The following is a 24,580-nucleotide window of genomic DNA, read 5'->3' on the forward strand; positions in this document are numbered from 1 at the left end:
GGTCGGCTCAGAACAGCGCGTAGCGCGCGGCGATCATCAGCATGCGCGCTTTCGGCTTGCGCAGCGGCGCGCGCGGGAAGGCAAAGCCGCGTGCGATCGCGGCTTCGAGAATGCAGCGATACGCGCCCGACATGATGCGCGGCGCCTTCACCTGCGCACGCGCGCAGGCGTCCATCACTGCGTCAGCCTGGCGGAAGTGCTCGAGCGCGCGCTCGACGAGCGTCGCGCACACGCGCGGCAGCGCCGGATCGCGCACGATCGTCGCCGGGTCGGTGATCGCGATGCCTTCGCGCGCAAGCAGCTCGCGCGGCAGGTAGCAACGGTTGATCGCCGCATCGTCGTCGATGTCGCGCAGGATGTTCGTCAGTTGCAGCGCGCGGCCGAGATGATGCGACAGCTTGATCCCTTCGGCTTCCGGCATCCCGAAAATCCTCACCGACAGCCGGCCGGCCGCACTCGCCACGCGATCGCAGAAGAGGTCGAGCGTCGGTTCGTCGGGCGCGCAGATGTCTTCGACCGCATCCATCGCCATCCCGTCGATCATCGCGTGGAAGTCGTCGCGCTGCAGGTTGAATGCGCGGATCTCGCGGTCGAGCGCAGCCAGGTGGCGCGGCGGGCGGCCGGCGAAGCACGCGTCGATGTCCGCGCGCCAGCGATCGAGGCCCGCGTGGCGCTCGGCGCGCGGCAGGTCGCTGTCGGCGATGTCGTCGACAGCGCGGCAAAACGCGTAGACCTGGAACATCGCATCGCGCTGCACGGCCGGCAGGATGCGCATCGCAAGATAGAAAGAACTGCCCGATGTGACGGCAGCGGCGTCGGTTTCTTGTTCGTCCACGACGGAATGGGAAACGGCCAAGACGAGCTCCACGGAGACACCCACGCGGGGCGATTGAAGAAGCCATGCCCGGCTGGGATGGTCAGGGTGTCAAATGCGTGCGAGATATGCGAACGATCGACACAGACAGGCACAAATTACCGGCCGGAAGCCGGAATTGGGCGAAAGTATAGCAATCTTTGAAGTTCGATGGCGGACACGCGCCACGTGCGGCGGCATGCCGGAAGCCGTTGGCCGGCAAGCGCGGCCGGCCCGGGCGGGCCCCGCGGGCGCCGGCGCCGGCGGCGCGTCAGCCGTAAACGATGTCGCGTTGCAGGTCGAGCGCAATGAGCCCCATTTCGCGGGTGAGTTGCAGCATCGAGCGGCGTTCGAGGCGCGAGCCCATGAAGCTCGTCACGCGGCCGTCGGGCTCCGCGGTGAACTGGAATGTCGCACCGCCCGTGCCGAACCACGCGCCCGGCACATCGGGCGATTCCTGCCAGTCGATCTGCGCGAACACGCGCGCGATGCCCGCGCGCACGAGGTCGCCCGGGCCGATCGGCGGCGCGATGTCGCCGAGGTCGTCGAGCGAATAGGGGCCAGGCTTGTCCGGCCTCCGGTAGAAAAGATAGTCGACGTTCATGGGGCGCAATCGCAAGTAAAGCAACAAATTAGCGTGCTTCGCGATAAATTCAAATCAGATACGAACGAAATGTGGCCTGTACGAGACAAGAGGACGGATCGAATCCGGCCCGTCAGGGCGCACGCGGGTTCGTCTAAGATGACACCTTTCTCAAGATCTGAAGACCCGGACACCATGGAGACGAACGCAAGCGCCACCCCGCAGTCCGATCATCCCGTTTTCGTGCTCGTGCACGGCGCCTGGCACGGCGCGTGGTGCTACGCGCACGTCGCGGCCGCGCTGGCCGCGCGCGGCCACCTGTCGATCGCGCGTGACCTGCCCGCGCACGGCATCAACGCCCGTTTTCCCGCTTCCTACTTCGCACGCCCGCTCGACAAGGATGCGTTCGGCGCCGAGCCGTCGCCGGTCGCGAACACGACGCTCGACGATTACGCCACGCAGGTGATGCAGGCGGTCGACGACGCGTACGCGCTCGGCCGCGGCAAGGTCGTGCTCGTCGGGCACAGCATGGGCGGCCTCGCGATCACGGCGGCCGCCGAACGCGCGCCGGACAAGATCGCGAAGATCGTCTATCTCGCGGCCTTCATGCCCGCGTCGGGCGTGCCGGGCCTCGACTACGTGCGCGCACCTGAAAACAAGGGTGAAATGCTCGGCCCGCTGATGCTGGCGAGCCCGCGCGTCGCCGGTGCGCTGCGCATCGATCCGCGCAGCGGCGACGCCGCCTATCGCGAGCTCGCGAAGCGCGCGCTGTACGACGACGTGCCGCAGGCCGACTTCGAGGCCGTCGCGAACCTGATGAGCTGCGACGTGCCGGCCGCGCCGTTCGCGACCGCGATCCCGACGACGGCCGCACGCTGGGGCGCGATCGACCGTCACTACATCAAATGCCTGCAGGATCGCGTGATCCTGCCCGCGCTGCAGCAGCGCTTCATCGACGAAGCCGACACGTTCGCGCCCGGCAACCCGACCCACGTGCACCAGCTCGACAGCAGCCATTCGCCGTTCATGTCGCAGCCGGCCGTGCTCGCCGGCGTCCTGGCCGACATCGCGAAAAGCTGAGCGCGGCACGCGCCCGGCGCATCCGCTCCGCGCACGGCGGGGCGGATACGCTATCTATGCATACGCGACCGACCGGTCGCGCCCGAGCCGCTTCGCGCGATAGAGCGCGGCGTCGGCCTCGTTGACGAGCACGTCGCTGGTCGGCGCGCCCGCCTTCGCACACGCGCCGCCGACGCTCGCCGTCACCGGCACGCTGACCCCCTCGGCATCGACCGGCACGCTGCCGATCGCATCGCGCACCTTGTCGGCCACGAGCATCGCCTCGTCGAGATTCGTGCACGGCAGCAGCAGCGCGAATTCCTCGCCGCCGAAGCGGCCGAACGTATCCTGCGCGCGCACGATCGACGCGACGCGCCGCGCCGTCTCGCGCAGCACGGCATCGCCGGCCGCATGCCCGAAGCGGTCGTTGATCGTCTTGAAGTGGTCGAGGTCGAACAGCAGCACCGACATGTCGCCGCCATAGCGCTGCCAGCGCGCGAATTCGTCGCTGAGCCGCGCCTCGAAGAAGCGCCGGTTCGCGATGCCGGTCAGGCCGTCGCGATTCGCGTGCTCGCGCAGCTTCGCGACCGCTTCCTCGCGCTCGCGCTGCATCACGCTCACATGTGTGACGTCCGAGATCGTCACGCACACGGCTTCGACGTCGCGGCCGCGCGTGAGCGGCATGAACGTACAGTCCTGCTGCATGTAGTCGACGCCACCCGTGATCGGCCGGTCGTGCTCGAAGCGGAACAGGTAGGGCCGCTGCTCCCACGAGCTGAACGCGAAGCTGCCGAGCTGGAACACGCTCTCGAGCTTGCGCGACAGCCACGCGCGCGGCAGGTCGGGAAAGCAGTCGAACAGGTTGCGGCCGATCACGTCCGCGGCCGGGATGCCGCTGTGGTCCTGCATGAAGCGATTCCACATCAGCACGTTCATCGCGCGGTCGAGCACGAACAGGCCGAAGCCCACCCGCTCGATCACGAGGTCGCTCAGCGACGAGGTGGCGGCCGTCATAGCGCGGACAGCAACGCGTCGAGCGCGTCGCCCATCAGCCGGATCGAATCCTCGGCCATCAGCATCACGAAGTGGGCCCGGAACGCGTGGTCCTCGAGCCCGAAGTTCACTTCCAGCAGCAATGCCACGCTCCATGCCAGCTCGGTCGGCTGGAATACGTCGTCGAACGACACGTTCGCGCCGAGCAGCCCCGGCGGAAAGAACACGGGCTTGCGGCCGAGCTCGTCGAGGATCGACGCGACGCACGCACCCATCAGCACGTTCGCGACGTCGAACACGACTTCGTCGGGTGTCGCCATCCCGCCGTACACGCCATCGCCGAACGTGCGGTCGACGACCGACATGAGCCGCGCGATGCTCGCGGTGCGGCACAACACGATCGCCTCGCCCTTGATGTCGGAACGAAAACCCTGGCGCACGGCGGTCACGTTGTCGTGAATACCCGTCATCTCGCGCAGCGCGTCGCCCGCGTCGGTCGCTTTCACGACCCGCACGCGCGGCACCGACAGCTCGATGAAGTGCCCGAGCAACAACGCGAGCCGCGCGGCGGCGCGGCCCATTGCGAGGTTGGCGATCTCCTGCAACGCGTCGCGTTGCTCCGCCGTGAACACCGAGTCAGGCATACAACCCATACTCCTTGAGAATGGGCAGCAATGCCTCCGACGTCACGGGCTTGGCTACGAATGCGATCGCGCCCAATTCGCGCACGCGTGCTTGCGCCTGCGGCTGAATATCGGCGGATACCACGATCACGAACGTGTTCAGATCTTCGTGGCGCAGTGTCTCCAGGACCTGATATCCGCTCATGTCGGGCATCGTCAGGTCCAGAAACATTACGGAAGCTTTGCCGTCACGATAGAGCGCCAAGGCCTCTCGACCATTCGCGGCATACGCGACTTCGACGTCCCAGCCTCCCGGCAGCGCCTTTGTCAGAAGTTTGCGAGCGAGCAGCGAATCGTCGGCAATTACAATCGGCAAAGGCATGGGGCGATGCGGTATACGGAATGGTCTCTCTCGCGTTAACGACCGCGCGGCGCACTTCTTTAGGCGCCATGCGTTCGGGTGTGCGGGCAACCGTCTGGCGGCCGCGCGCGGGCGCCGCGACGCGGAGTGCGCGCGACGCACCGCGCGGCGAACACCGGCGGGCGCATATATCTGTCATAGGGAAAGCAAGGCGCGATTCTCTGAGTAAACCGGAGGCGATGCAACTCGCCATTTTCAGCATTTCGAACAGAATTGATCCGAACACGCGCCATTCCGAAAACAGCCACGACCATTTTCGAGATAAGTACGCAAAATTTTTCCTTGTGTACGTTTGCGCTGCCGGATTCGTCGCGTTTTCAATCTGACAATTTCCCCCTGTCGAAATCGACAGCATGGCTGGCGTCCGGGGCCGTGCGGCGGGTCGTCGCAACTCGTTTATGATGGCAGGCACCTCCGCCTCACCCGCTTCCTCGATGATGTCCGACCGGCCCGCCGATTCCCACGCTCCCGCCTCCCCACCCGCCGACGACTGGCAGGACGACGGCAACTATGCGTCCGGTGCGCCCGAGCACGATTTCGCGGTGCGTCGCATGACGCTGATCGTGCTGCTCGTCGCGGCGATCGTGCTGCCGTGCATCTACGTCATGGTGATGGCGTACAACGACCTGAAGACGCGCGAGGCCGCCGCGAGCGACGTGACGATGCGCACGGTGCGGGTGGCCGAGGAGCACGCGCTCAAGGTGTTCGACCTGAGCGAGACGCTCGATGCGCGCATCGTCGATCTCGTGCAGGACATGGACGACGCGACCGTGCGCAACCGGGAGTCCGACATCCACGAAGCGCTGAACACGATCGGCGGCGGCTATCCGCAGGTGGCCGCCGTGTCGATCTTCGGCGCGAGCGGGATGCTGCTCGCGAACAGCCTCTACTATCCGGCGCCCTATGCGTCGATCGCGAACCGCGACGACTTCGCCGGCATCCGCGACGGCAAGGTCATCGAACACATCTCGCGGCTGATGATGGGGCCGCTCAAGCTCGAGAACATTCCCGTGTTCAACACGGGCGTCGCGCGGCGCCATAGCGACGGTTCGTTCGCCGGGATGGTGTCGATCGCGCTGAAGTCGTCGTATTTCAACGCGTTCTACCGCGACCTGCTCGGCGGAGCGAGCACGCCGATGACGATGGCGCTCGCGCGCTCGGACGGCGCGGTGATCGCGTCGTATCCGCCGCCGCCGGCACTCGCGCACACCGATCGCGCCGTCACGTTCGGCGACGCGCGCAACGATCCGCGCGCCGGCGTCGTGCGCGTGCGCCACGACGGCGCGAGCAGCGAGATCGTCGCGTATCGCCAGGTCGGCAGCTACCCCGTCTACGTGACGTGCTCGTACCGCACGTCGGCGATCTGGCATGAATGGTACGAACACCTGAGCGTGCTGTTCATCTCGATGTTCGCGCCGTCGATTGCGCTGTGGTCCGTGATCTGGCTGTCGCTCAAGCGGCTGAAGGCGGAAGAGGAGGCGTGGGACCGCTGGCAGGCCGAAGCGTCGATGCGGCGCTCGATCGAATCGGCATACCGGCAGTCGCGCAAGATGCAGGCGCTCGGCAATCTCGTCGGCAGCGTCGCGCACGACTTCAACAACCTGCTGATGATCATCTCGAGCAACGTGCAGATCGCGCGGCGGCGCGGGGTCCAGCATCTCGACAAGGAACTCGGCGCGATCGAACGCGCGCTGAAGAACGGGCAGTCGCTCACGCGCCAGCTCCTCGGTGTCGCGCGCAAGCAGCCGCTGCACAACGAGACGATCGACGTCGGGCAATGGGTCGGCACGTGCCGCGAACTGCTGAAGACATCGCTCGGTTCGAAATCGTCGCTGGTCGTCGCGATCGAGCCGGGTGTCTGGCCGATCCGCGTCGACGTCGCGGAGCTCGAGCTCGCGGTGATCAATCTCGCGGTCAACGCGCGCGACGCGATGACGACCGGCGGCCGCTTCACCGTCGGCGCGCGCAACGTGACGCTGCGTCGCGAGGACGGTTTTCCGCTCACCGGCGATTTCGTGCAGATCTCGCTCGACGACACGGGTTCGGGCATGGCGCCCGACGTGCTCGCGCGCGCGTTCGAGCCGCTGTTCACGACGAAGGCGCAGGGGATGGGGACGGGGCTCGGCCTGCCGCAGGTGTTCGCGTTCTGCGAACGCTCGGGCGGCCTCGCGACGATCGACAGCGCGGTCGGCGCCGGCACGTCGGTGCGCCTCTATCTGCCGCGCGCACGCGTCGAGGATGTCGTCGCGCGGCCGCCGGCGGTCGTGCACGAAACGGGAGCGGCAGCGCTCGCCGGGCTGCACGTGCTGCTCGTCGAGGACAACGGCGAGGTCGCGGCCGGCACCGAAGCGCTGCTGTCGCTGCTCGGGCACCGCGTGACCTACGCGCCCACCGCCGACGACGCGTTGCGCCTGATCGAAGGCGCGGCCGCGAACGACGCGTTCGATCTCGTGATTTCGGATATCCACATGCCGGGCCGCCTGAACGGCATCGACCTCGCCGAAGCGGTCGAACAACGGCCGGAGAAACTGCCCGTGATACTCGTCACGGGTTACGCGGAGGAGCTCGACCGCACGCGCACCGTCAACGTCCGCGTGCTGTCGAAGCCGTTCGACATCGCGCTGCTCGACGAGATCCTGCTGGGCATCCGTGAAGCGCGCGATGCACGACACGCGCGGCACGCCGGCACGTGACCCGCTGCGTGCGGGCTCGCGGCGGTGCCGGCGGCGTGATCGGGTGGGGCGCTCAGGCCGACTTCAGCAAGCGCACCCAGCCCGTGTAGCGATCGACGAAGCCCTGCAGGAACTTGCGGGTGTCCTCGCTGACGATCTGGCCCTGGTCGTCGATGCGCGCCGGATCGTGCTTGATGAACATCTCGGGCTGCCCGAGCGTCTTCACGTCGAGATACGCGAGCACGTTGCGCAGGTGCTGCTGTGCGAGCGCGGTGCCCGTCGCACCCGGCGACGTGCCGAGCACGGCACCCGGCTTGCCCGACCACGAGTTGGAACCCCAAGGGCGCGAGCCCCAGTCCAGCGCATTCTTCAGCACGCCCGGGATCGAGCGGTTGTACTCGGGCGTGAAGAACAGCAGCGCGTCGGCGGCCTCGATCGACTGCTTGAAGCGCTTCGCGACTTCCGGGAAATCCGCGTCGTAGTCCTGGCTATACAGCGGCAGCTCGCCGATCTCGACGAACTCGAACGAGAAATCGGCGGGGGCGAGCGAGATCACGGCGTGTGCGAGCGCGCGGTTCCACGAAGCGCGACGCAGGCTGCCGACGACCACAGCGATGCGATAGGACATGGCATTCTCCTTCCGGTGAGTGAGGAATCGGATCGATTGCTTCCGAACGGGCGACAAAGGTCTGTTTATAGGCAAGCCAGCCCGCGAACCGCCCCACGGGGCCGTCCGGCCGACTTTCCACAAGGTTTTCCACAGAAATTGTGGATAACTCGGCCGTTATGCTCTGACATTACAGATTGCCTACCGCGAGTCGTTGCCGACACGCGACACAGGGTTCGGCAAGCATAGCGCAGCGCGCCGGCCGGTTTCGTGAATTCGTGACGGAACATGCATTGCAGGCCGGCACCGCGCCCAGTAAGCTGCTCGCACTGCGATGTGCGTGCCCAGTGGCGCACGCGCGATCGCTTCGAGACACTTGCAACCCATCCATGCCGTCCGCCTACGACGATCCCGTTTATCTCGCGCAACTGCGGCGCGACCTGCTGCGCTTCGCGCGGCTCCAGCTCCGTGATGCCGATGCGGCCGAAGACGCCGTGCAGGAAGCACTCACCGCCGCGTGGTCGCATGCGGGCGATTTCGCCGGGCTGTCGGCGCACAAGACCTGGGTGTTCGGCATCCTGCGCAACAAGCTGATCGACGTGCTGCGCGCGCGGCAGCGGACGGTGAGCCTGTCCGCGCTCGATGCCGAGCTCGACGGCGAATCGGTACTCGATCGCGAGTTGTTCAAGGAAAACGGGCACTGGGCCGCGCATGCGAAGCCGCGACCGTGGCCACGCCCCGAAACGCTGTTGCAGCAGCAGCAGTTCTGGACGCTGTTCGAGGCCTGCCTCGATCACCTGCCGGAGCAGATCGGGCGCGTGTTCATGATGCGCGAATTCCTCGACTTCGAAATGACGGACATCTGCAGCGAATTGACGCTGACGACGAATCATTGCAGCGTGCTGCTTTACCGGGCGCGCACGCGCCTGCGAACCTGCCTGAGCGAACAAGGATTGACGACCGAAGATGCTGCCGGGGAAATGTACTGACGTGACGCGACTGCTGTCGGATGCGCTAGACCGGCATCTGACCCTGCATGAGCGCCTGCAGGTGCGCATACACCTGCCGACCTGCAGTGGCTGCAGAGCCTATCGCGGGCAGATCGCGCTGCTGCGGACGGCCGCGAAAGCGGCGGCGGGGCGGGGGCCTGCCCCGGATGACGACGGTGCTTCGTCCGGGGAAGGCTAGGCCCGGATCGCTTGACGGCGATCTTCAGAGCCGGGGGCGCATGCTGTCCGGTGATCGAGCTGGCTTCAATTGCCGATGCTCGTGCTAATGCTTGCGCTGGGCTGACGCAATCAGAAAAATACGGCGGGCAAGAATTATTCGAACAGCGCCTGCACCGATTCGGGCGGCCGGCCGATGGCGGCCTTGCCGCGGTAAACGACGATGGGGCGCTGCAGCAGAATCGGATGAGCGGCGATCGCCGCGTAGGCTTCCGCATCGGTCAGGTCGGCGCGGGCCAGATTCAGCGCCTTGTACGGCTCTTCACCGTCGCGAAGCATGTCGCGAACCGGGCGGCCAAGCTGCCGATGCAGCGCTTCCAGTTCCTCGACCGTCGGCGGCGTCTTCAGGTACTCGACGACATTCAACGGCGCACCGGTGGTATTCAGCGACTCGACCAACGCAAGCGTCTCGCGCGATTTCGAGCATCGGGGGTTGTGGTAGATCGTGATCATCATTCAGGCCTGAAGGGTAGAGCCCTGTATTGTAGCCAGTCTGTATTGGGGGCTTGGTGGGGCAGGCGACGAGTAATCGGGAGATCGGGCGCGGATTCGCTGCTTCGTAGAGGCCGACGGATGATGCGGTGCGATGGATCGCGAAAGGGGAGTGCTGGTCGGGACGCGCTTCAATGAATTGGTGGGTTTATGCGCATAAAGGCGCGCGAGACTCTATCGCGGGATGTGGCGATCAGAGGTCCGCGCGCCTGAACAATACGATGGGGTTCGGTCTGCAAAGGGTGTAGCCGATGGCGCCGCAGGCCGGTTGGTTTATGCGCATAAAGCGGGCGATTGCCGGGCGCGGGAACCTCGCGATTCGCGGCGCGGTGAATACAGACGCTTCGGCGCTTCGGTGTGATGCCTGCTTCGGTGTGATGCCTGCTTCGGTGTGATGCCTGCTCGGTGTGATGCCTGTTTCGCTGGGATGCATGCATCGGTGCGTCGGAATGCTGCCTCGCAAGTAGGCCGCCCGGCACTGGATTCCGGCGCGGCCGGGAGGTGACCTTCGTTACTCGCCGTTTATCGCGCGCGGTTTATGCGCATAAACGTAGCGCCTGGATAGCGCGTTGGGGCGAAGTACGCAGGTCAAGTGGGATACCTCGATGCTGCATACCCAACCAGGTTGGATCACTCGCAACCTACGATCAGAATCACCTGCCCTCCCGGCACGATCGCGCGCCGCGCTTTCCGCGGAGAGTTTATGCGCACAAACTCTCCGGCTCTCAGCCGAGGCAAGCCCCATCGAACGATAGGGCAGTGCACGCTGCCCGCGCGTCAACCCGCTACACATACCGACGACGCCACACGCGACACCACCGAGTCGCTCACCGACTTCGCAGGCATCCGCCACACCATCCGATCAAGTCATCTGCCATCGTCGCTTCGTTTATGCGCATAGACCGATAGCCCAAATGGCCAATGCGTAGTTGTCTAACGACAATTTCATTGAAATCCAAATATCGTCCTGTAGAATTCCAACGACCAAAATAGGAGTGAAAATTGGCCGCGGAAATCATTGCAGTCACTCAACAAAAAGGTGGCGTCGGCAAAAGCACGATTGCCATGCACCTCGGTGCCGCGTTCCATGAAAAAGGGAAGCGCGTCCTCGTCATCGACGCAGACCGTCAAAACACACTGGTTCACTGGTCGAGCGCATCCGGCGACAGCGACACCGGCATTCCGTTTCCGGTCGTCAACCTGGCCGAAGCCGATGGCCAGATCCATCGCGAGATCAAGAAGTTCATCAACGACTACGACATCATCGTCGTGGACTGCCCGCCGTCGATCACCGAAAAGGTATCGGGCGTGGTCCTGTTGGCCGCATCGATTGCCGTGATCCCGACGTCGTCGTCGCCGGCCGATTACTGGTCGAGCGTCGGGCTGGTCAAACTGATCCAGCAAGCGCAGGTCATGAACGAAGACCTCCGCGCCGTCTTCCTGCTGAACAAGACCGAAGAGAAGCGCATGCTGACCCGCGAGCTCAAGCGTGCGCTCGAGGAACTCGGCTTCCCGTTGCTGAAAACGCAGATCCCGACCCGGGAAGCGTACAAGCAGGCGATGGCGCTCGGTCAGACCGTACTGCAGATGAACGATCGTGGCGGCAAGCTGGCCGCAGCAGAAATTCGCGCATGCGCCGACGAAATCGTCGCCATGCTGCCCTGACTTTATGCGCACAAAGGAGTCACATGAAACCCTCCCAATTTGCCAAAGGATTCCAAGCGCGCCCGGATATCACGACGAGCGAGAAGCGCACGGCGCTTGATCGACTCAATGCGATCGACGGCATCGTCAAGTCCGAGACCCCCACTCCGGCACCGACCAAATCCGCGAAGAAAGACATCGCGCCGTTGCCCGCTCCCGAACTCACGCTCGATCCGTCGATCGATGAATCGGCGCAATATCGCGCGTGGCGTCTCGAGAATCGCTATGCGCCGGGGCAGGTGATCGAGCTGCCGCTGAAGGCGATCAAGCATAGCCCGTTCAATCCGCGGCACTTCTATCTGAAGTCGTCGATTGCCGAACTCGCCGTCAACCTCGCGAAGCAAGGGCAGCAGCAGGCGATCCACGTGATTCCGGACTACGAGAACCCGGGCACGTATTTCGTCAGCGACGGCGGCCGCCGCGTGCGGGCACTGAAGGAAGCGAACAAGGAATCGGTCAAGGCGATCGTGATCGACGTGCCGATCGGCATCCAGAGCTACAAGCTCGGCTACGATCTCAACGTCCAGCGCGATTCACAAACGGTGTTCGACAACGCCGTCGTATGGCGCCGCTTCCTCGACGACAAGCATTTCCAGAGCCAGAAGGAGCTCTCCGAGCACCTCGGCCTCGACGAATCGACGGTGGCCGTCGCGCTGTCGATCGGCAAGCTGCCGGAAGCGATCATGCAGGAGATGGTCGCGCGCCCTGATCGCTTCGGTTCGAACATGGCGTATCAGGTCGGCCGCTATCACAACGCGCGCGGCACCGAGGCGACGCTGCGGCTGATCAACAAGATCGTGTCCGACGATCTCAGCACGCGCCAGGTGTCGGACATCGTCAAGGGCCGCGTCGCGGCGCAGGAAACGCCGAAGGCCGCGGGCCGTCAGCGCTATGCGCAGCGTCTCGAGATCAAGCTCGGCGGCAAGTCGGTCGGCGACCTGAAGTCGTATGGTGAAGATCGCATCGAATTGCGCCTGCGCGGTCTCCCGAAGGACAAGCGCGACGCGATCCTCGAGCAGCTCGAGCGGATGCTGTTGTCGGAGTGATGGAAACGGCCGGCAGGGCCTGGTGAGGACGCCGGGCCCGCCAATCGAGGGCGGGGCCGGCGGCGGCCCGTCAGCGGGCCTGAGCGGGCCTCAGGCGGCCCGCGACTGATTCAGCGTGAACGACAGCAGATCGCCGTCCGTCGGCTCGCCCCAGGTCCTCTGGGCCAGCCAGTCGAAAAAGGCCGTCTCGGCCAGCTTGGAATCGAGGCCGCGCTTGCGCCAGTCATCGCGCAGATGCGTGCCCATCGTCGGCAGTGCCTCCGATTCGAACGACTCGCGCGCCACTTCGCGCTCCGCGTCGCCCTGCTCTTCGTACAGCACCTTCGCTTCCTTGCGGCGGAACGCCGCGAACTCGCTCAGCAGGCGTGCCTTCAGATCGTCCGGCTGGGCCGCTGCAACCTTCGGGGACGGCGTGCCGGCAGGCAGCGCATCGACCGACTCGACCGGCGGCGCATAACCCTTCTTCAGCGCATCCTTGAACAACGCCGGCGCGCTGCGCACCGGCGGCAGCGTGGTGCTGCGCATCCGCTGCTCGGTCATCTGCAGTGCGGCACGAATGCGATTCTCCTCGCTGTCCGCATAGAGCGTCTGCGCTTCCTTCAACGGGATCCCGAGCTTCACCATCCGGTCGACCAGCGTGCTGTCGAACACGTTCGGGTGTTCGTCGAGCGCGAGCATCGGCTGCTTGCGTTCGGTCACGCGGAACTGGATCTCCGCGACCCGGCGCCCTTCACGGTGCTCGATCAGCTCGACGAAGATGTTGGTGACCGCGTTGACTTCCGCGATCGCGGGACGCAGATAGTCGCGCTTGAAGTACTTGTACTCACGCTTCGCCTCGTCGCCGGCTTCCGTGTCGGGCGTGCCCGACAGGATCGGCCGCCACCATTCCCACGGCTCGCGCATCGTCAGGTGGCTCGGGTTCGTCAGGTAGCGCACGCAGATTTCGTACAGCGCGAGACCGGCGCTGCTGCGCAGCTGGCTCTGGAACTGCAGGCTCAGACGCGCATACTGGACCGGGTCGAGCAGCTTCTTCTTGATCTTCGGCGCGAACGAGAATTCGACCCACACGCGGCGGGTCGCCGGATCCTCGAGAATTTCCGCGTCGGCGATCAGCGTCGAGATCCCCCACTTCCGGCCCGGCTTCTGGCTCGACGTCCCCGTGCTCCATTCGACCTGCACCGACACCATGCGGCGCAGGTGTTCCTTCACCAGCGCGGTGTCGTTCGAATCGAAAGCGGAGTTGGCGACGATGTCCGACAGCAGCGCGCGATACGTATCGCCCGAGTCGTCGGCCTGCTGCGCCACGGCCAGCAGGACATTGAACAGCTTGCGAGTGAGGAGCGTGATCTTGCCGCTCTTCGGCTGAATTGCGATCGCCTCGACGGCCTTCCGCAATTCGGCTGAACTGGCACTCACCACATCCACATCGGTTTTCTTGGCGCGCTTCGTCGTGGCCATACGTCGGGTCGGAGGAGAAGTTTTCCGGAAGGATAGCGCCTGCGGTGAAGTGCGTCCAGAACGACATGCTCACCATAGCGGGTGAAGTGCGCGTGCAAAACGGCACTCACCCCAGACGCTCCCGAAAACCCTCACCGCTCCGGATTTGCAGCGTTCCGGACTCGTCCAGACGTGCTGCGGGATGCGCCGATTCACAGAATTTCCCCTGTGCACGACACGTGCGAAATGGGCTCCCGTATCGGCTCACCTTTCGATTTGTCGTAATTTTACGACTGCGCAGCCGTGCGTTCGGCACAGGGTTGCGATCCCACGTCGATGCGCCTCCCGATCGCCCTCCATCGGCCTGTATGCATGTACAGGCGTGACTTGCCGGGAAATCGGAATCGGATCCGGCATCCCGAAAGACGCCTGCGAAACCGGCCCGCGCGACCCGATCAGGCGTGGTTTGCCGGCCCGGGCGCGCATTGTACAGCGCACAAACCGTATCGGGTCCCGAAAATACTCACCTCGAGCACAGTGACTTCATTCGTCCGGATATCGGCGAATGCCCGACACGCGGGGGATTCACTACCAAGGCCTCCCGAAAACGCTCACCTTACCTAAAAAATGCTGTGCCACCCCAGGCAGGGAAACGACTCCCGAAAAACCTCACCGTAACCGCCTCGGTATCAAAAATCCCAATGCCTTCCGATACTTATGCACAGAAGGCATTTGGCTGTGCGCCGCCGACATCCCCCGAAAAGCCTCACCTTTCGACGGAAATCCTTCATGCGACAACCTCATGTCAGGCCCCGAAAAATCTCACCTGTGCCAAAAAGTGGCACAGCAAAAATGAGATTTCTTCCAGTCCTGGCGGGCTTTTCGACGAATTCAGCCGTTCAGAGGTCCCGAAAAACCTCACCTTTGACCATTTTTCGGGCAAATTCCATTCCCGAAAAGTCTCACCTGTGGCCGGCATCACAGCCTGTGATCGGGGCCCCGAAAAATCTCACCTCAAGGGGATCTGGGCAGGAAAACCCGCATTTCCCTCCCGAAAAACCTCACCTTTAGGGCTTCACAGGCCCTCACAAGCGCTTTTACTGTGCAAAATGGCGGTCGCTTCCCGGAAATCCTCACACCAAACACCCGTGGAGTCCCGTGAAACCTCACCTTTCAGAAAAACTGCCTAAAAGATGGGCAGAATCGGGGCGCGAAGAAGGTCCCGCAAATTCTCACCTATGTCTGCACAGGCAGAAAACTGTGCGGTCAGGCACGGTGCGGGTTCTGTGGCTGTGAGGCCCCGAAAAACCTCACCTTTGGTAAATCTCGTGTTTCACTGTGATCCCGAATCCGCTCACGAACTTTCCCGCAACGGCTCACGCAGCTCCCTGAACCCCATCACGTCAGCTCCCGCAGAAGATCACCTTGGCTCCCGTAAAACTTCACCTTGTCGGCCGGAAAGCCTTGCAGCATAAGGCTGTGCCGTGGCGTTAACGTTTTTAACTAAGGGTTCAAGGGTGTTTACTTCTAATACTCTCAAGACATCGGCTGACGAGTTTTCCACAGACACCCCAACCCCTGAACACCGACAGGCAATCGGATCCACTGTCATGTGAAACAAATGCCGAAATTCGAGGTCTGCAGGAAAATGCTTGCGCGACAAGGACTTGGCTAACTTTCTTCGCTTTGTTTCACGGAATCCTGGACCACAGTCGACCGGATTGGCTCACGGACCCGATTTCTGTGCAAAGCGACGTAAATTCACAACGGTAAGCCGAAATAAGTATCGATAGATACGTATTTCGTTATGATTGCCACATTTCAATGTCTGTGAGCACAGCGATGACCCTGGACGAAATACGTCAAGCCATTCGGGACGAACTGGAATCGCTACGGGCGAACGGTGCACGACGGCAGGAACTGTCGCTGCACGCCTGCAAGCGGTTGTTCTTCGATCTCGGCATCCGGCCGTCGGCTGCCAATGTCCGCGATCTCACCCAGACCGGCAGCGCCAGCGATATCCCGAAAGACATCGACCAATTCTGGGAGCGCATCCGTTCCGCCTCTAAAATCAGGCTCGACGGTGCCGCAATCCCGAAAGCCGTCGAAGAAAAGGCAGGTGCGTTGCTCGGCGCACTCTATGAAGAAGCGTTGAAAGCCGCGCGGAACAGTCTCGATGCAGATCGCGAGCAGGTTCGCGCCGGCATTGCCGACGCCGAACAGCGGTTGCGCGACGCAACCGTCCGCCAGGAGACGCTCGAAGGCGCGCTCGCGCGTGGCGAAGCGAAAAACGAGCAGTTGCAGGCTCGCGTGACCGAACTCGAGGTCCAGCTCGCGTCGCAAACGACGCACGGTTCAGCTAGTGAAGCGACGTTGCTCACCACAGTCGCCCGACTGGAGAAGGAACTGGCGGCGGCCGCCGGCCGCGTCGAAGCCGAGCAGACGCAAAATGCGGCGCTGCGCGATCGCATCGATGCGCTGCAGGCCGAACTGCAGCAGCGCACCGAGCACTACGCGCAGCAAATCAAGGACGCGGTGGCCGAAGCCGAACGCCGCGTGAAGCCAATGCTGGTCGAGCTGGATTCGTTGCGCAGCATGGCGTCGACCTACCAGAGCGGTTTGCGCGACGTTCAACGCAAGGAATTCGATTTCCTGCAGCAACTGAGTTCGGCCAAGGCACGTGCCGACCGGCTCGAAGAGCAGTTGCGCAGCCAGGGTGATGAACTGGAACGTGCGACGCGCGATGTGAGTTCGTTGCGTGCGAGCCGCGGCATGAATCCGGAAATCGCCGCGCTGATCCGCCGCCTGGCCGATGCCGGGCAACTGGATGCGGAGGCGTTTGCCGCGATCGGCACCTCGCTGGATCAGGAGATTCCGGTGCCGGCCCATTGTCCGCATTGCGACGGTGAGCCGGAGCTGTCACACAGCGAAGAAGGTTTCGAAGTGGCCTGCCCCGAGTGCGAGCATGCTTCGGGCGCATGGCCGTCCCGATTCGAAGCGGCCGCGCGATTCGCGCACACGTGACGCCCGCACAGGCCGTACGGCACAGGTGAGACGATCCGGGGAGCTTGAGGTGAGTTTTTTCGGGAGCTGTGAAACGGTGAGGCTACGCCGCACAAGGCTGCTCACGGATCGCTTCGCGTGAGCAGCCAATTCGTGATCAGTGAGTTTCGTCGCTATCGGACGCGTCACCGTTGCTGTCGGCCAGACCGTCACGCCAGTTCTTCCATGCACGATGCAGGCGGTTCGACGAGATCGGCCGCATGAAGCCCAGCCATTTGCCGACCCGTTCGGGCGGCACGTCGTGTTCGAACAGTTCAGCCGCATAGGTATTGCGCAGCGTTTGCGGGCTCGCGCGCGCGGTGCGCGACGACGTGAGCCCGGCGGATTCGACGATCGCGTCGATCGCGCGCAGCATCGTCGCCTTGTGCATCGGCCTCCCGGCATGGGATGCCGGGAACACGAGCTCCCCCGGAATCTCCTGGCGCTTGCGCTCGGTGAGCCAGGCTTCCAGCAGCGCGATCGCGAACGATGCCAGGTGGATTTCGCGTGCGAAATCCGGATGCGTCGACTCGATCCGCAGTGACGTTCCACTCGTATTGATGCAACTAATCGTAAGCGCACGTGCTTCGCCGGTTTTGATGCCGGCACCGAGAAAGGCGGCAACGAGTGCGCGGTCGCGCCGCTCTTTCCAGTACGCGGAACCGGATACGCCGATCGGCGAGAACAGATACGCGAGCAACGTCGCGCGCTCGGCCGGCGTGAGGAAACCGGTCGGTTCGTTGTCGCGCGCCTTGCGCCAGCTCGCTTCGCCATCCTGAGCAATGAACCGGGCCGGGTTGGTCGACGCGTATTCGGTACGCCGGATGTGGTCGAGCACGCGCTCGATCAGCCGCAAATAGCGCATTCGCTGGGTTTTCCGGATCGGCAGTTCGCCGACGAAATTTGCGATGGTTGCGGTATCGACCGTTGCCAGATTCTTCTGGTGCGCGTGCATCCATGTGAGAAACGCGCCCCATTGTGCGCGATAGACGTCGGCTGACGAGCGGCGATAGTCCTGCATCGCGAGCCAGGCATCGAATGCGGCTTCTGGCGAGACGATCCAGTCGGATGCGCCGCGGTCGAACAGATCTGTTTCTTCCGGGCGTGCCGGGGTGTCGGGAGAGGCGGGAAGAGACATGTGATTTATTCCGTTAGTTGCGTATATGGTAGCCCTTTCCGCAACGTCTCGGGCAGCAAGAGGCTGGACAAGGCCGCCATACGCGGCGGCCCGGGCTGGAAATCAGTCGCCCCATGCCTTGGCCGGGCGAGGAACGCGCGCGGGCGACGCGGTGTCGTTCGACGCGGTTGACGCTGCTTCATAGGCGAGAACCGCGAACGAAAATACGGCGGGCAGCGCATTCGAGCGCCCGAAGTCGATCGGATCGTCCGTTTCGGGAAACGTCATGTCCAACTGTCGTTCGAACAATTGACGCATGCCGGCCTCGTGCCGGCTGGCAAAGCCGAGATCGGCAAGCGCCTCGGCCTCGATGGCGTGCAGCAGCCGCCACGTCAGCGGGACGCGCTGGTGGATGTAGCGCCCGGCGATATGCCGGACGATCAGCTCGAGGTCGTGCGCGGCAGCCTTGAAGCTGAGCGCGGCCAAATCTTGTTCTTCTGTCATTGCAGGCTCCTGTCGACCGGGCCGGCGCCTCGGTGCGCCGGCTCCGGCCCATGCATGGCGGAATGTCCGTATACTGTACAAACATACAGTACTTTCCGCAACTGGCCTGCAACAGACCCTTTGGCCGTCTGGCCAGCTATTCGCGCCGTCAGCGATGGATCACGATCAGCAATGCCCGCGCTTCGGTCTTGCCGGGATTGCGGATTGCGTGCGGCTCATCGGCCGGGTAGCGCGCGGTGTCGCCCACCTTCAGGCGCCGGCTGGCTGCCGCGGCTTCGATTTCCATCGCGCCCTGCAGCACGGTGAGGTGCTCGCGCGTGCCGGGCTCGTGGGCGTTCGATATCAGTGCACCGCCGCCCGGCAGCGTCAGCTCGTACCACTCGAACTTGCCGGCGAGGTCGATCGGGCCCCACACGCGCAACTGGTAGCGGCCGTCATGGCCGGCGAGTGTCGGGATGTCGTGCGGGCCGTCTACCCGGATCGTCTCGGATGCCTTCGGCTGGGAGAACAGCTCATCGAGCGTGATGCCGAGCGCGTTCGTCAGCCGCCACGCCACGGCGATCGTCGGGTTGGCCTTGTCTCGTTCGATCTCGGAGAGCATCGATTTCGATACGCCGGCCGCGCGCGACAGGTCGTCGAGCGTCAGCTTGCGTTCATTGCGCAGCCGCTGGATCTGCTCGCCGACACGCGGCGGCGTTGCGGCCGGCGGTTGCGGTGCGGCGCTGGCGGGCGTGCGCCGCGAACCGGAGGAACTTGCCATCTGGATTCCGTTCGCTTAGAGTTGTTCGATATTTCGAATTCTAGTTCGGAATATCGGATAAATGCGGTCAACCGAACGACCGACTATAACAGTAGCAGGCCGTTGCGCCGCCGCCACGAGTGGCGCGTTGCGGAATGCGAAACCCTGTCAGGAGCTTTGCGATGCGTGATGCCTTTCTCGCCCAGGTGCGCGGGACGCTGGACCAGATCCGCGCGGACGGTTTTTACAAGACCGAGCGCGAGATCGCGAGTCCGCAGGCGGCGGACGTGCGGCTCGCCGGTGGTGCCGGCGTGCTCAATTTCTGCGCGAACAACTATCTGGGTCTGGCGAACGATTCGCGCCTGATCGACGCGGCGAAGGCCGGCCTCGACCAGGACGGCTTCGGCATGGCATCGGTACGCTTCATTTGCGGCACGCAAACCGTGCACAAGCAACTGGAAAGCGCGCTGGCCGCGTTTCTCGGCACCGAGGACAGCATCCTCTATTCGAGCTGCTTCGACGCGAACGGCGGGCTGTTCGAGACGCTGCTCGACGAGAACGACGCGGTGATCAGCGACGAGCTGAACCACGCCAGCATTATCGACGGCGTCCGCCTCTGCAAGGCGAAGCGCTTCCGCTACAAGAACAACGACCTGGCCGACCTCGAGGCGAAGCTCAAGGAAGCCGACGCAGCGGGCGCGCGCCACAAGCTGATCGCGACCGACGGCGTGTTCTCGATGGACGGCATCATCGCCGATCTCAAAGGCATCTGCGATCTCGCCGATCGTTACGGCGCGATCGTGATGGTCGACGATTCGCACGCGGTCGGCTTCATCGGCACGCATGGCCGCGGCACGCCCGAGCACTGCGGCGTCGAGGGCCGCGTCGACATCATCACGGGCACGCTCGGCAAGGCGCTCGGCGGTGCATCGGGCGGCTATGTCGCCGCGCGTCGCGAGGTCATCGAACTCCTGCGCCAGCGCTCGCGTCCGTACCTGTTCTCGAACACGCTCACGCCGAGCATCGCTGCGGCATCGCTGAAGGTGCTGGAGCTGCTCGGCAGCGACGAAGGCGCGAAGCTGCGCGAGCGCGTGCGCGAAAACGGCGCGCGGTTCCGCAAGCAGATGACCGAAGCCGGCTTCACGCTCGTGCCTGGCGCGCATCCGATCATCCCGGTGATGCTCGGCGACGCGCAGCTCGCAACGAACATGGCCGACAAGCTGCTCGACGAAGGGGTCTACGTGATCGGCTTCTCGTTCCCCGTCGTGCCGCGCGGCCGCGCGCGCATCCGCACGCAGATGAGCGCCGCGCATACGCCCGAGCAGATCGACCGGACGGTCGCCGCGTTCGTGCGCGTCGGCAAGTCGCTCGGCATCATCTGACGGAGGCGCGATCATGAAAGCACTGGCAAAGCTCGAGCGCGGCCCCGGCCTCACGCTCACGCGCGTGAAGCGCCCCGAAGTCGGCCACAACGACGTGCTGATCAAGATCCGCCGCACGGCGATCTGCGGCACCGACATCCATATCTGGAAGTGGGACGACTGGGCGCAGAAGACGATTCCCGTGCCGATGCACGTCGGTCACGAATATGTCGGCGAGATCGTCGAGATGGGGCAGGAAGTGCGCGGCTTCGCGATCGGCGATCGCGTGTCCGGCGAAGGCCACATCACGTGCGGTTTCTGCCGCAACTGTCGCGCGGGGCGCCGGCATCTGTGCCGCAACACGGTCGGCGTCGGCGTGAACCGCGAAGGCGCGTTCGCCGAGTATCTGGCGATTCCTGCGTTCAACGCATTCAAGATTCCGCCTGAGATTTCCGACGATCTCGCATCGATCTTCGATCCGTTCGGCAACGCGACGCACACGGCGCTGTCGTTCAACCTCGTCGGCGAGGACGTGCTGATCACCGGCGCGGGCCCGATCGGCATCATGGCCGTCGCGATCGCGAAGCACGTCGGCGCGCGCAACGTCGTCATCACCGACATCAACGACTACCGGCTCGAACTCGCGCGCAAGATGGGCGCGACGCGCGCGGTCAACGTCGCGCGCGAGTCGCTGCGCGACGTGATGTCCGACCTGCACATGACCGAAGGCTTCGACGTCGGCCTCGAAATGTCGGGCGTACCGAGCGCGTTCACGAGCATGCTCGAGGCGATGAACCACGGCGGCAAGGTCGCGCTGCTCGGCATTCCGCCGGCGCAGACGGCGATCGACTGGAACCAGGTGATCTTCAAGGGGCTCGAGATCAAGGGCATCTACGGTCGCGAGATGTTCGAGACCTGGTACAAGATGGTCGCGATGCTGCAGAGCGGCCTCGACCTGTCGCCGATCATCACGCACCGCTTTGCGGCCGACGATTACGAGAAAGGCTTTGCCGCGATGTTGTCGGGTGAAAGCGGCAAGGTGATTCTCGACTGGACGGCCTGAGTGCCGAGAAGGGGCGGTGCGGCGTGTTTGCCGCCTGCCCCGTTTCTGTTTTACGTCTGCGTTTTCGAGTCGAAACACGCGAATCCGCGCTCAAGGTGAGATTATTCGGGAGCTGTGTTTGCGCGCCGAATCGCGACACCGTCGCACATCGGTGACCAGCAATCGCACGTTCACTTCACCTGTCGGCAGCTGCCTCGCTTCCCGTCATCACGCCGTTCGGCACCTGGTTCCCCTCTTCCACGCACCTCCCTCCTTGCTTGCCACGGGGTCGTTCGCTACGCACGCCATGCGATGCCATGCCGAACCGCACCATCAACCGTGAGCCTTCACGCGTCATTGCGACTCACTCATGCGCGAAGCGATCGACATCAATCGATATCGACCGGTGCGCAGGCCACTACTTGATCCGTTCACCATTCGCCCCTCGCGGGTCGAGCTGAAGACTCAACATGACGAGCCAGCGCTTCGGGCATTGCGGCGCGATGTCGGCCGGATCGCCGTGCGTGCCGGGAACGGTGACGAACCCGTGTTGCGCCGCGTATTGATAGGCGCGCAACGCGTCCGCCTGCACCCAGAAGCTGACGAGCGCGCACGTGACGAAGCGGAACAGTAGCACCGTCGCGGCATCCGGCGCGAAGCCGGCCATCACCAGCAGGCTTTCGAACGCGAACGCCAGCGCTTGAGCGACCGCGATCGTGAGAATCGTCAGCTTCAACACGCCGCGCAGCCGCCGCGCCGCACGCACCCGGGCCTGCCGGACGTCGAGCCGGGTGTGATCGTCGCCACCTTCGCGCTTCGGCATATCGTGTTTCATGAAGCGGCTCCGACGTGCCGCGTGACGTCGAATTGCGCCGTATCGCCGGCAACGATGCGACCGCTCCCGACGCTGACGGCTTTGCACAGGATCGTGCTGTCGTAGTTGTGTCCCGGAAAGCGCATCACATCGACCGGTTGAAATCCTTCGCGTCGATAGAAATCGATGAGCCGGACGGCCGCATACGGCGCGTCGAGCGCGAGGTGCGTCGCGCCGCGCGCGGCGGCCCGCCGTTGCGCGAACGCGAGCAGCGAACGGCCGATGCTGCGATCCTGCCAGACGGGATCGACGGCCAGTTGGCCGAGCGTTGCAACGTGCCGGCTGCGATACGGATCGCAGCGGGAATCGGGATCGTGCGAACGCATCGTCATCGTCGCGACCAGGTGCGCGTTGCCGAGCGCGACGAAGCACTCGCCGGTGAGCACGCGTTCGCGTGTCGCCGAGGCCGTCTGATCGACGCCCGGGCAGTTGAAGCCCAGTGCGCCAAGCGGTGCGAACGCGCGATGCAGCAGCGCGGTCAACGCGTCGTACGAATCGCTGCGCGGGTCGAAGCGCCGCACGACGACGCGGCCGTCGAGCCGCTTCGCATAAGCCGCATAGGCGCGCGCGGGGCGCGCGGATTCCGGTCGCTGCATGATGTCCTTTCGCCCAGACAGGGTGACCGAAGTGTAGTGAGCGTCGCGCGTTCGCTTCAAGAAAAAATGTCGTAAACGCGGCGGGCCACGTCACGCGGCCAGGCCGCGGTTCAGCCCTCTCGACGACAGGGCTTTTTCATGCGGGTGTTGACGGCGGAGAACGATCGTTCTACCGTAAACCCATGAACACACCTCACGACTCCTCCGCCGAACCGGGCGTTCGCGACCGGCTGCTCGATGCAGCCGAAGCGCTGATCTATTCGGGCGGTATCCATGCAACCGGCGTCGATGCGATCGTCAAGCGATCCGGCGCGGCCAGAAAGAGCTTTTATTCGCATTTCGAATCGAAGGAGGCGCTGGTCGTGGCCGCGCTCGAACGCCGCGACGAGCGCTGGATGCGCTGGTTCGTCGATGCGACGCTGGCGCGCGGCAAGGCGCCGCGCGCGCAACTGCTCGGCATGTTCGACGTGCTGCGCGACTGGTTCGGGCAGCCCGACTTTCACGGCTGCGCGTTCCTGAACGCATCGGGCGAGATTCCCGACGCGGACGATCCCGTGCGCGTCGTCGCACGCGAGCACAAGGCACGCCTGCTGGCATTCGTACGCGAGCGGTTCGACGCGTATGCCGACGAAACCGGCATCGAGCGACGCGGGCTCGCGCGTCTGGCGCGCCAATGGCTCGTGCTGATCGACGGTGCCATCGGCGTGGCACTCGTCACCGGCGATGCAAACGCTGCGCGCGACGCGCGCGCAACGGCCGAACTGCTGCTCGACGTGGTGTCCCGCTAGTCGAAGCAGCGAATCCGAACCGGCCGCGATTGTCCGCGGCCAGAACCTGAACAGGAGCAACCCATGTCCGCTTCCCCCGAAGTCCGTCCGCCCGTTCCGCCCTTCACGCTCGAAACGGCGCGCCAGAAGGTGCGCGCCGCCGAGGACGGATGGAACACGCGCGACCCGCAGCGCGTGTCGCTCGCCTATACGCCGCAAAGCCAATGGCGCAACCGCGCGGAATTCGTGACCGGCCGCGACGAGATCGTCGGGCTGCTGCAGCGCAAGTGGACGCGCGAGCTCGACTACCGGTTGATCAAGGAGCTGTGGGCGTTCGACGGCAATCGCATCGCGGTGCGCTTTGCATACGAATGGCATGACGACGCCGGCAACTGGTTCCGTTCGTACGGCAACGAAAACTGGGAGTTCGACGAGAACGGCCTGATGGCGCATCGTCACGCGAGCATCAACGACCTGCCGATTCGCGAGCAGGATCGTCTCTATCACTGGCCGCTCGGCCGTCGTCCGGACGATCATCCGGGGCTGTCCGACCTCGGGCTGTGACGCACGCGTCGGCTCGACTCGACGGATCGACGAACGTATCACCAGGATGCAACGGTGAGGAAATTCGGGAGTCGGTGCGCTGAGGGTGAGATTTTTCGGGAGGAGGTGAAATGTCGCGTCGGACTGTGTGCAGTGAGCGGTTCGACGCGGCATCGCATCGGGCAAAGCGGACGTGCCGCACATGTTGGCATCGCGTGATGCACGTGTTCGCACGCAACGGTGTGCTTTACGGCGTGATGCATCTCACCGATCGCACAG

General features: G+C 64.3%; 24 protein-coding genes. 11 read left to right on the forward strand and 13 right to left on the reverse strand.

What is annotated here, in order from left to right; genetic code table 11:
• Positions 1–7 precede the first annotated feature (7 nt).
• On the reverse strand, positions 8–856 hold the full coding sequence (gene hpnD / locus QZM35_RS25820; protein ID WP_301777057.1) for a presqualene diphosphate synthase HpnD: 849 nt from the start codon (positions 854–856) through the stop codon (positions 8–10).
• Between the two features lie 268 nt (positions 857–1,124).
• Positions 1,125–1,457: a hypothetical protein gene (locus QZM35_RS25825; protein ID WP_046548815.1), complete on the reverse strand. Its 333-nt coding sequence runs from the start codon at positions 1,455–1,457 to the stop codon at positions 1,125–1,127.
• A 174-nt stretch (positions 1,458–1,631) separates the two neighbouring features.
• Here QZM35_RS25825 and QZM35_RS25830 point away from each other — a divergent pair, with 174 nt between their 5' ends.
• Positions 1,632–2,516 (forward strand): alpha/beta fold hydrolase, encoded by an 885-nt coding sequence (locus QZM35_RS25830; protein WP_089428726.1) that lies wholly within the window; start codon positions 1,632–1,634, stop codon positions 2,514–2,516.
• A gap of 54 nt (positions 2,517–2,570) precedes the next feature.
• On the opposite strand, the gene QZM35_RS25835 is transcribed toward QZM35_RS25830, so the two are convergent.
• The 3 genes from QZM35_RS25835 to QZM35_RS25845 are packed head-to-tail and all read right to left on the reverse strand — an operon-like array spanning position 2,571 to position 4,493.
• A complete protein-coding gene (locus tag QZM35_RS25835) occupies positions 2,571–3,509 on the reverse strand; it encodes a GGDEF domain-containing protein (RefSeq protein WP_089428725.1) in 939 nt (312 codons plus the stop codon).
• Positions 3,506–4,132, reverse strand: a complete 627-nt coding sequence (locus QZM35_RS25840) for a chemotaxis protein CheC (protein ID WP_039344650.1) — start codon at positions 4,130–4,132, stop codon at positions 3,506–3,508. The genes QZM35_RS25835 and QZM35_RS25840 overlap by 4 nt, the downstream gene beginning before the upstream one ends.
• On the reverse strand, positions 4,125–4,493 hold the full coding sequence (locus QZM35_RS25845) for a response regulator (protein WP_039344648.1): 369 nt from the start codon (positions 4,491–4,493) through the stop codon (positions 4,125–4,127). Before QZM35_RS25845 ends, QZM35_RS25840 begins: the two co-directional genes overlap by 8 nt.
• A gap of 473 nt (positions 4,494–4,966) precedes the next feature.
• Here QZM35_RS25845 and QZM35_RS25850 point away from each other — a divergent pair, with 473 nt between their 5' ends.
• Complete coding sequence (locus tag QZM35_RS25850; RefSeq protein WP_301777058.1) at positions 4,967–7,225, forward strand: hybrid sensor histidine kinase/response regulator; 2,259 nt, start codon at positions 4,967–4,969, stop codon at positions 7,223–7,225.
• A gap of 52 nt (positions 7,226–7,277) precedes the next feature.
• On the opposite strand, the gene QZM35_RS25855 is transcribed toward QZM35_RS25850, so the two are convergent.
• Positions 7,278–7,832, reverse strand: a complete 555-nt coding sequence (locus QZM35_RS25855; protein WP_011353625.1) for an NADPH-dependent FMN reductase — start codon at positions 7,830–7,832, stop codon at positions 7,278–7,280.
• 368 nt (positions 7,833–8,200) lie between these two features.
• On the opposite strand from QZM35_RS25855, the gene QZM35_RS25860 reads away from it, so the two are divergent.
• Both QZM35_RS25860 and QZM35_RS25865 read left to right on the forward strand, forming a co-directional pair.
• Positions 8,201–8,800: an RNA polymerase factor sigma-70 gene (locus QZM35_RS25860; RefSeq protein ID WP_011353624.1), complete on the forward strand. Its 600-nt coding sequence runs from the start codon at positions 8,201–8,203 to the stop codon at positions 8,798–8,800.
• Positions 8,778–8,999, forward strand: coding sequence for a zf-HC2 domain-containing protein (locus QZM35_RS25865; protein ID WP_089428723.1), 222 nt, complete (start codon positions 8,778–8,780; stop codon positions 8,997–8,999). The genes QZM35_RS25860 and QZM35_RS25865 overlap by 23 nt, the downstream gene beginning before the upstream one ends.
• Before the next feature lie 134 nt (positions 9,000–9,133).
• On the opposite strand, the gene arsC is transcribed toward QZM35_RS25865, so the two are convergent.
• The gene (gene arsC, locus QZM35_RS25870) at positions 9,134–9,493 is read right to left on the reverse strand and encodes an arsenate reductase (glutaredoxin) (RefSeq protein WP_089428722.1); all 360 of its coding nucleotides are present in this window, start codon (positions 9,491–9,493) and stop codon (positions 9,134–9,136) included.
• 1,038 nt (positions 9,494–10,531) lie between these two features.
• Here arsC and parA point away from each other — a divergent pair.
• Positions 10,532–11,194, forward strand: a complete 663-nt coding sequence (gene parA / locus QZM35_RS25875; RefSeq protein ID WP_011353621.1) for a ParA family partition ATPase — start codon at positions 10,532–10,534, stop codon at positions 11,192–11,194.
• 23 nt (positions 11,195–11,217) lie between these two features.
• Entirely contained in the window at positions 11,218–12,279 is a 1,062-nt protein-coding gene (locus tag QZM35_RS25880; RefSeq protein WP_089428721.1) for a ParB/RepB/Spo0J family partition protein, read from the forward strand.
• Between the two features lie 90 nt (positions 12,280–12,369).
• Here the strand turns inward: QZM35_RS25880 and QZM35_RS25885 are convergent, their stop codons facing one another.
• The gene (locus QZM35_RS25885) at positions 12,370–13,737 is read right to left on the reverse strand and encodes a replication initiation protein (RefSeq protein WP_089428720.1); all 1,368 of its coding nucleotides are present in this window, start codon (positions 13,735–13,737) and stop codon (positions 12,370–12,372) included.
• A 1,821-nt stretch (positions 13,738–15,558) separates the two neighbouring features.
• Between QZM35_RS25885 and QZM35_RS25890 the strand changes: the two genes are divergently transcribed.
• Positions 15,559–16,740: a DNA-binding protein gene (locus QZM35_RS25890; RefSeq protein ID WP_174976038.1), complete on the forward strand. Its 1,182-nt coding sequence runs from the start codon at positions 15,559–15,561 to the stop codon at positions 16,738–16,740.
• Positions 16,741–16,876: 136 nt separating this feature from the next.
• Here the strand turns inward: QZM35_RS25890 and QZM35_RS25895 are convergent, their stop codons facing one another.
• The 3 genes from QZM35_RS25895 to QZM35_RS25905 form a co-directional block, all read right to left on the reverse strand.
• A complete protein-coding gene (locus tag QZM35_RS25895) occupies positions 16,877–17,896 on the reverse strand; it encodes a tyrosine-type recombinase/integrase (RefSeq protein WP_301777059.1) in 1,020 nt (339 codons plus the stop codon).
• 102 nt (positions 17,897–17,998) lie between these two features.
• Complete coding sequence (locus QZM35_RS25900) at positions 17,999–18,379, reverse strand: DUF2471 family protein (RefSeq protein WP_174976036.1); 381 nt, start codon at positions 18,377–18,379, stop codon at positions 17,999–18,001.
• A gap of 148 nt (positions 18,380–18,527) precedes the next feature.
• On the reverse strand, positions 18,528–19,139 hold the full coding sequence (locus QZM35_RS25905; protein WP_089428716.1) for a helix-turn-helix domain-containing protein: 612 nt from the start codon (positions 19,137–19,139) through the stop codon (positions 18,528–18,530).
• Between the two features lie 161 nt (positions 19,140–19,300).
• Between QZM35_RS25905 and QZM35_RS25910 the strand changes: the two genes are divergently transcribed.
• Together QZM35_RS25910 and tdh are read left to right on the forward strand one after the other, a co-directional pair.
• Positions 19,301–20,500, forward strand: coding sequence for a glycine C-acetyltransferase (locus tag QZM35_RS25910; protein ID WP_089428715.1), 1,200 nt, complete (start codon positions 19,301–19,303; stop codon positions 20,498–20,500).
• Between the two features lie 13 nt (positions 20,501–20,513).
• Positions 20,514–21,542 carry an L-threonine 3-dehydrogenase gene (gene tdh / locus QZM35_RS25915; RefSeq protein ID WP_011356765.1) on the forward strand — a complete coding sequence of 343 codons (1,029 nt, stop codon included), beginning with the start codon at positions 20,514–20,516 and terminating at the stop codon, positions 21,540–21,542.
• A gap of 397 nt (positions 21,543–21,939) precedes the next feature.
• Here the strand turns inward: tdh and QZM35_RS25920 are convergent, their stop codons facing one another.
• Together QZM35_RS25920 and QZM35_RS25925 are read right to left on the reverse strand one after the other, a co-directional pair.
• A complete protein-coding gene (locus tag QZM35_RS25920) occupies positions 21,940–22,356 on the reverse strand; it encodes a hypothetical protein (protein ID WP_301777060.1) in 417 nt (138 codons plus the stop codon).
• Positions 22,353–22,991, reverse strand: coding sequence for a GNAT family N-acetyltransferase (locus QZM35_RS25925; protein WP_301777061.1), 639 nt, complete (start codon positions 22,989–22,991; stop codon positions 22,353–22,355). The genes QZM35_RS25920 and QZM35_RS25925 overlap by 4 nt, the downstream gene beginning before the upstream one ends.
• Positions 22,992–23,173: 182 nt before the next feature.
• Between QZM35_RS25925 and QZM35_RS25930 the strand changes: the two genes are divergently transcribed.
• Together QZM35_RS25930 and QZM35_RS25935 are read left to right on the forward strand one after the other, a co-directional pair.
• Positions 23,174–23,779, forward strand: coding sequence for a TetR/AcrR family transcriptional regulator (locus tag QZM35_RS25930; RefSeq protein WP_089428712.1), 606 nt, complete (start codon positions 23,174–23,176; stop codon positions 23,777–23,779).
• A gap of 63 nt (positions 23,780–23,842) precedes the next feature.
• Positions 23,843–24,322 carry a nuclear transport factor 2 family protein gene (locus QZM35_RS25935; RefSeq protein ID WP_011356761.1) on the forward strand — a complete coding sequence of 160 codons (480 nt, stop codon included), beginning with the start codon at positions 23,843–23,845 and terminating at the stop codon, positions 24,320–24,322.
• The last annotated feature ends 258 nt before the right edge of the window (positions 24,323–24,580 follow it).

The organism is Burkholderia sp. AU45274 (assembly GCF_030482505.1).
Lineage (GTDB): Bacteria > Pseudomonadota > Gammaproteobacteria > Burkholderiales > Burkholderiaceae > Burkholderia.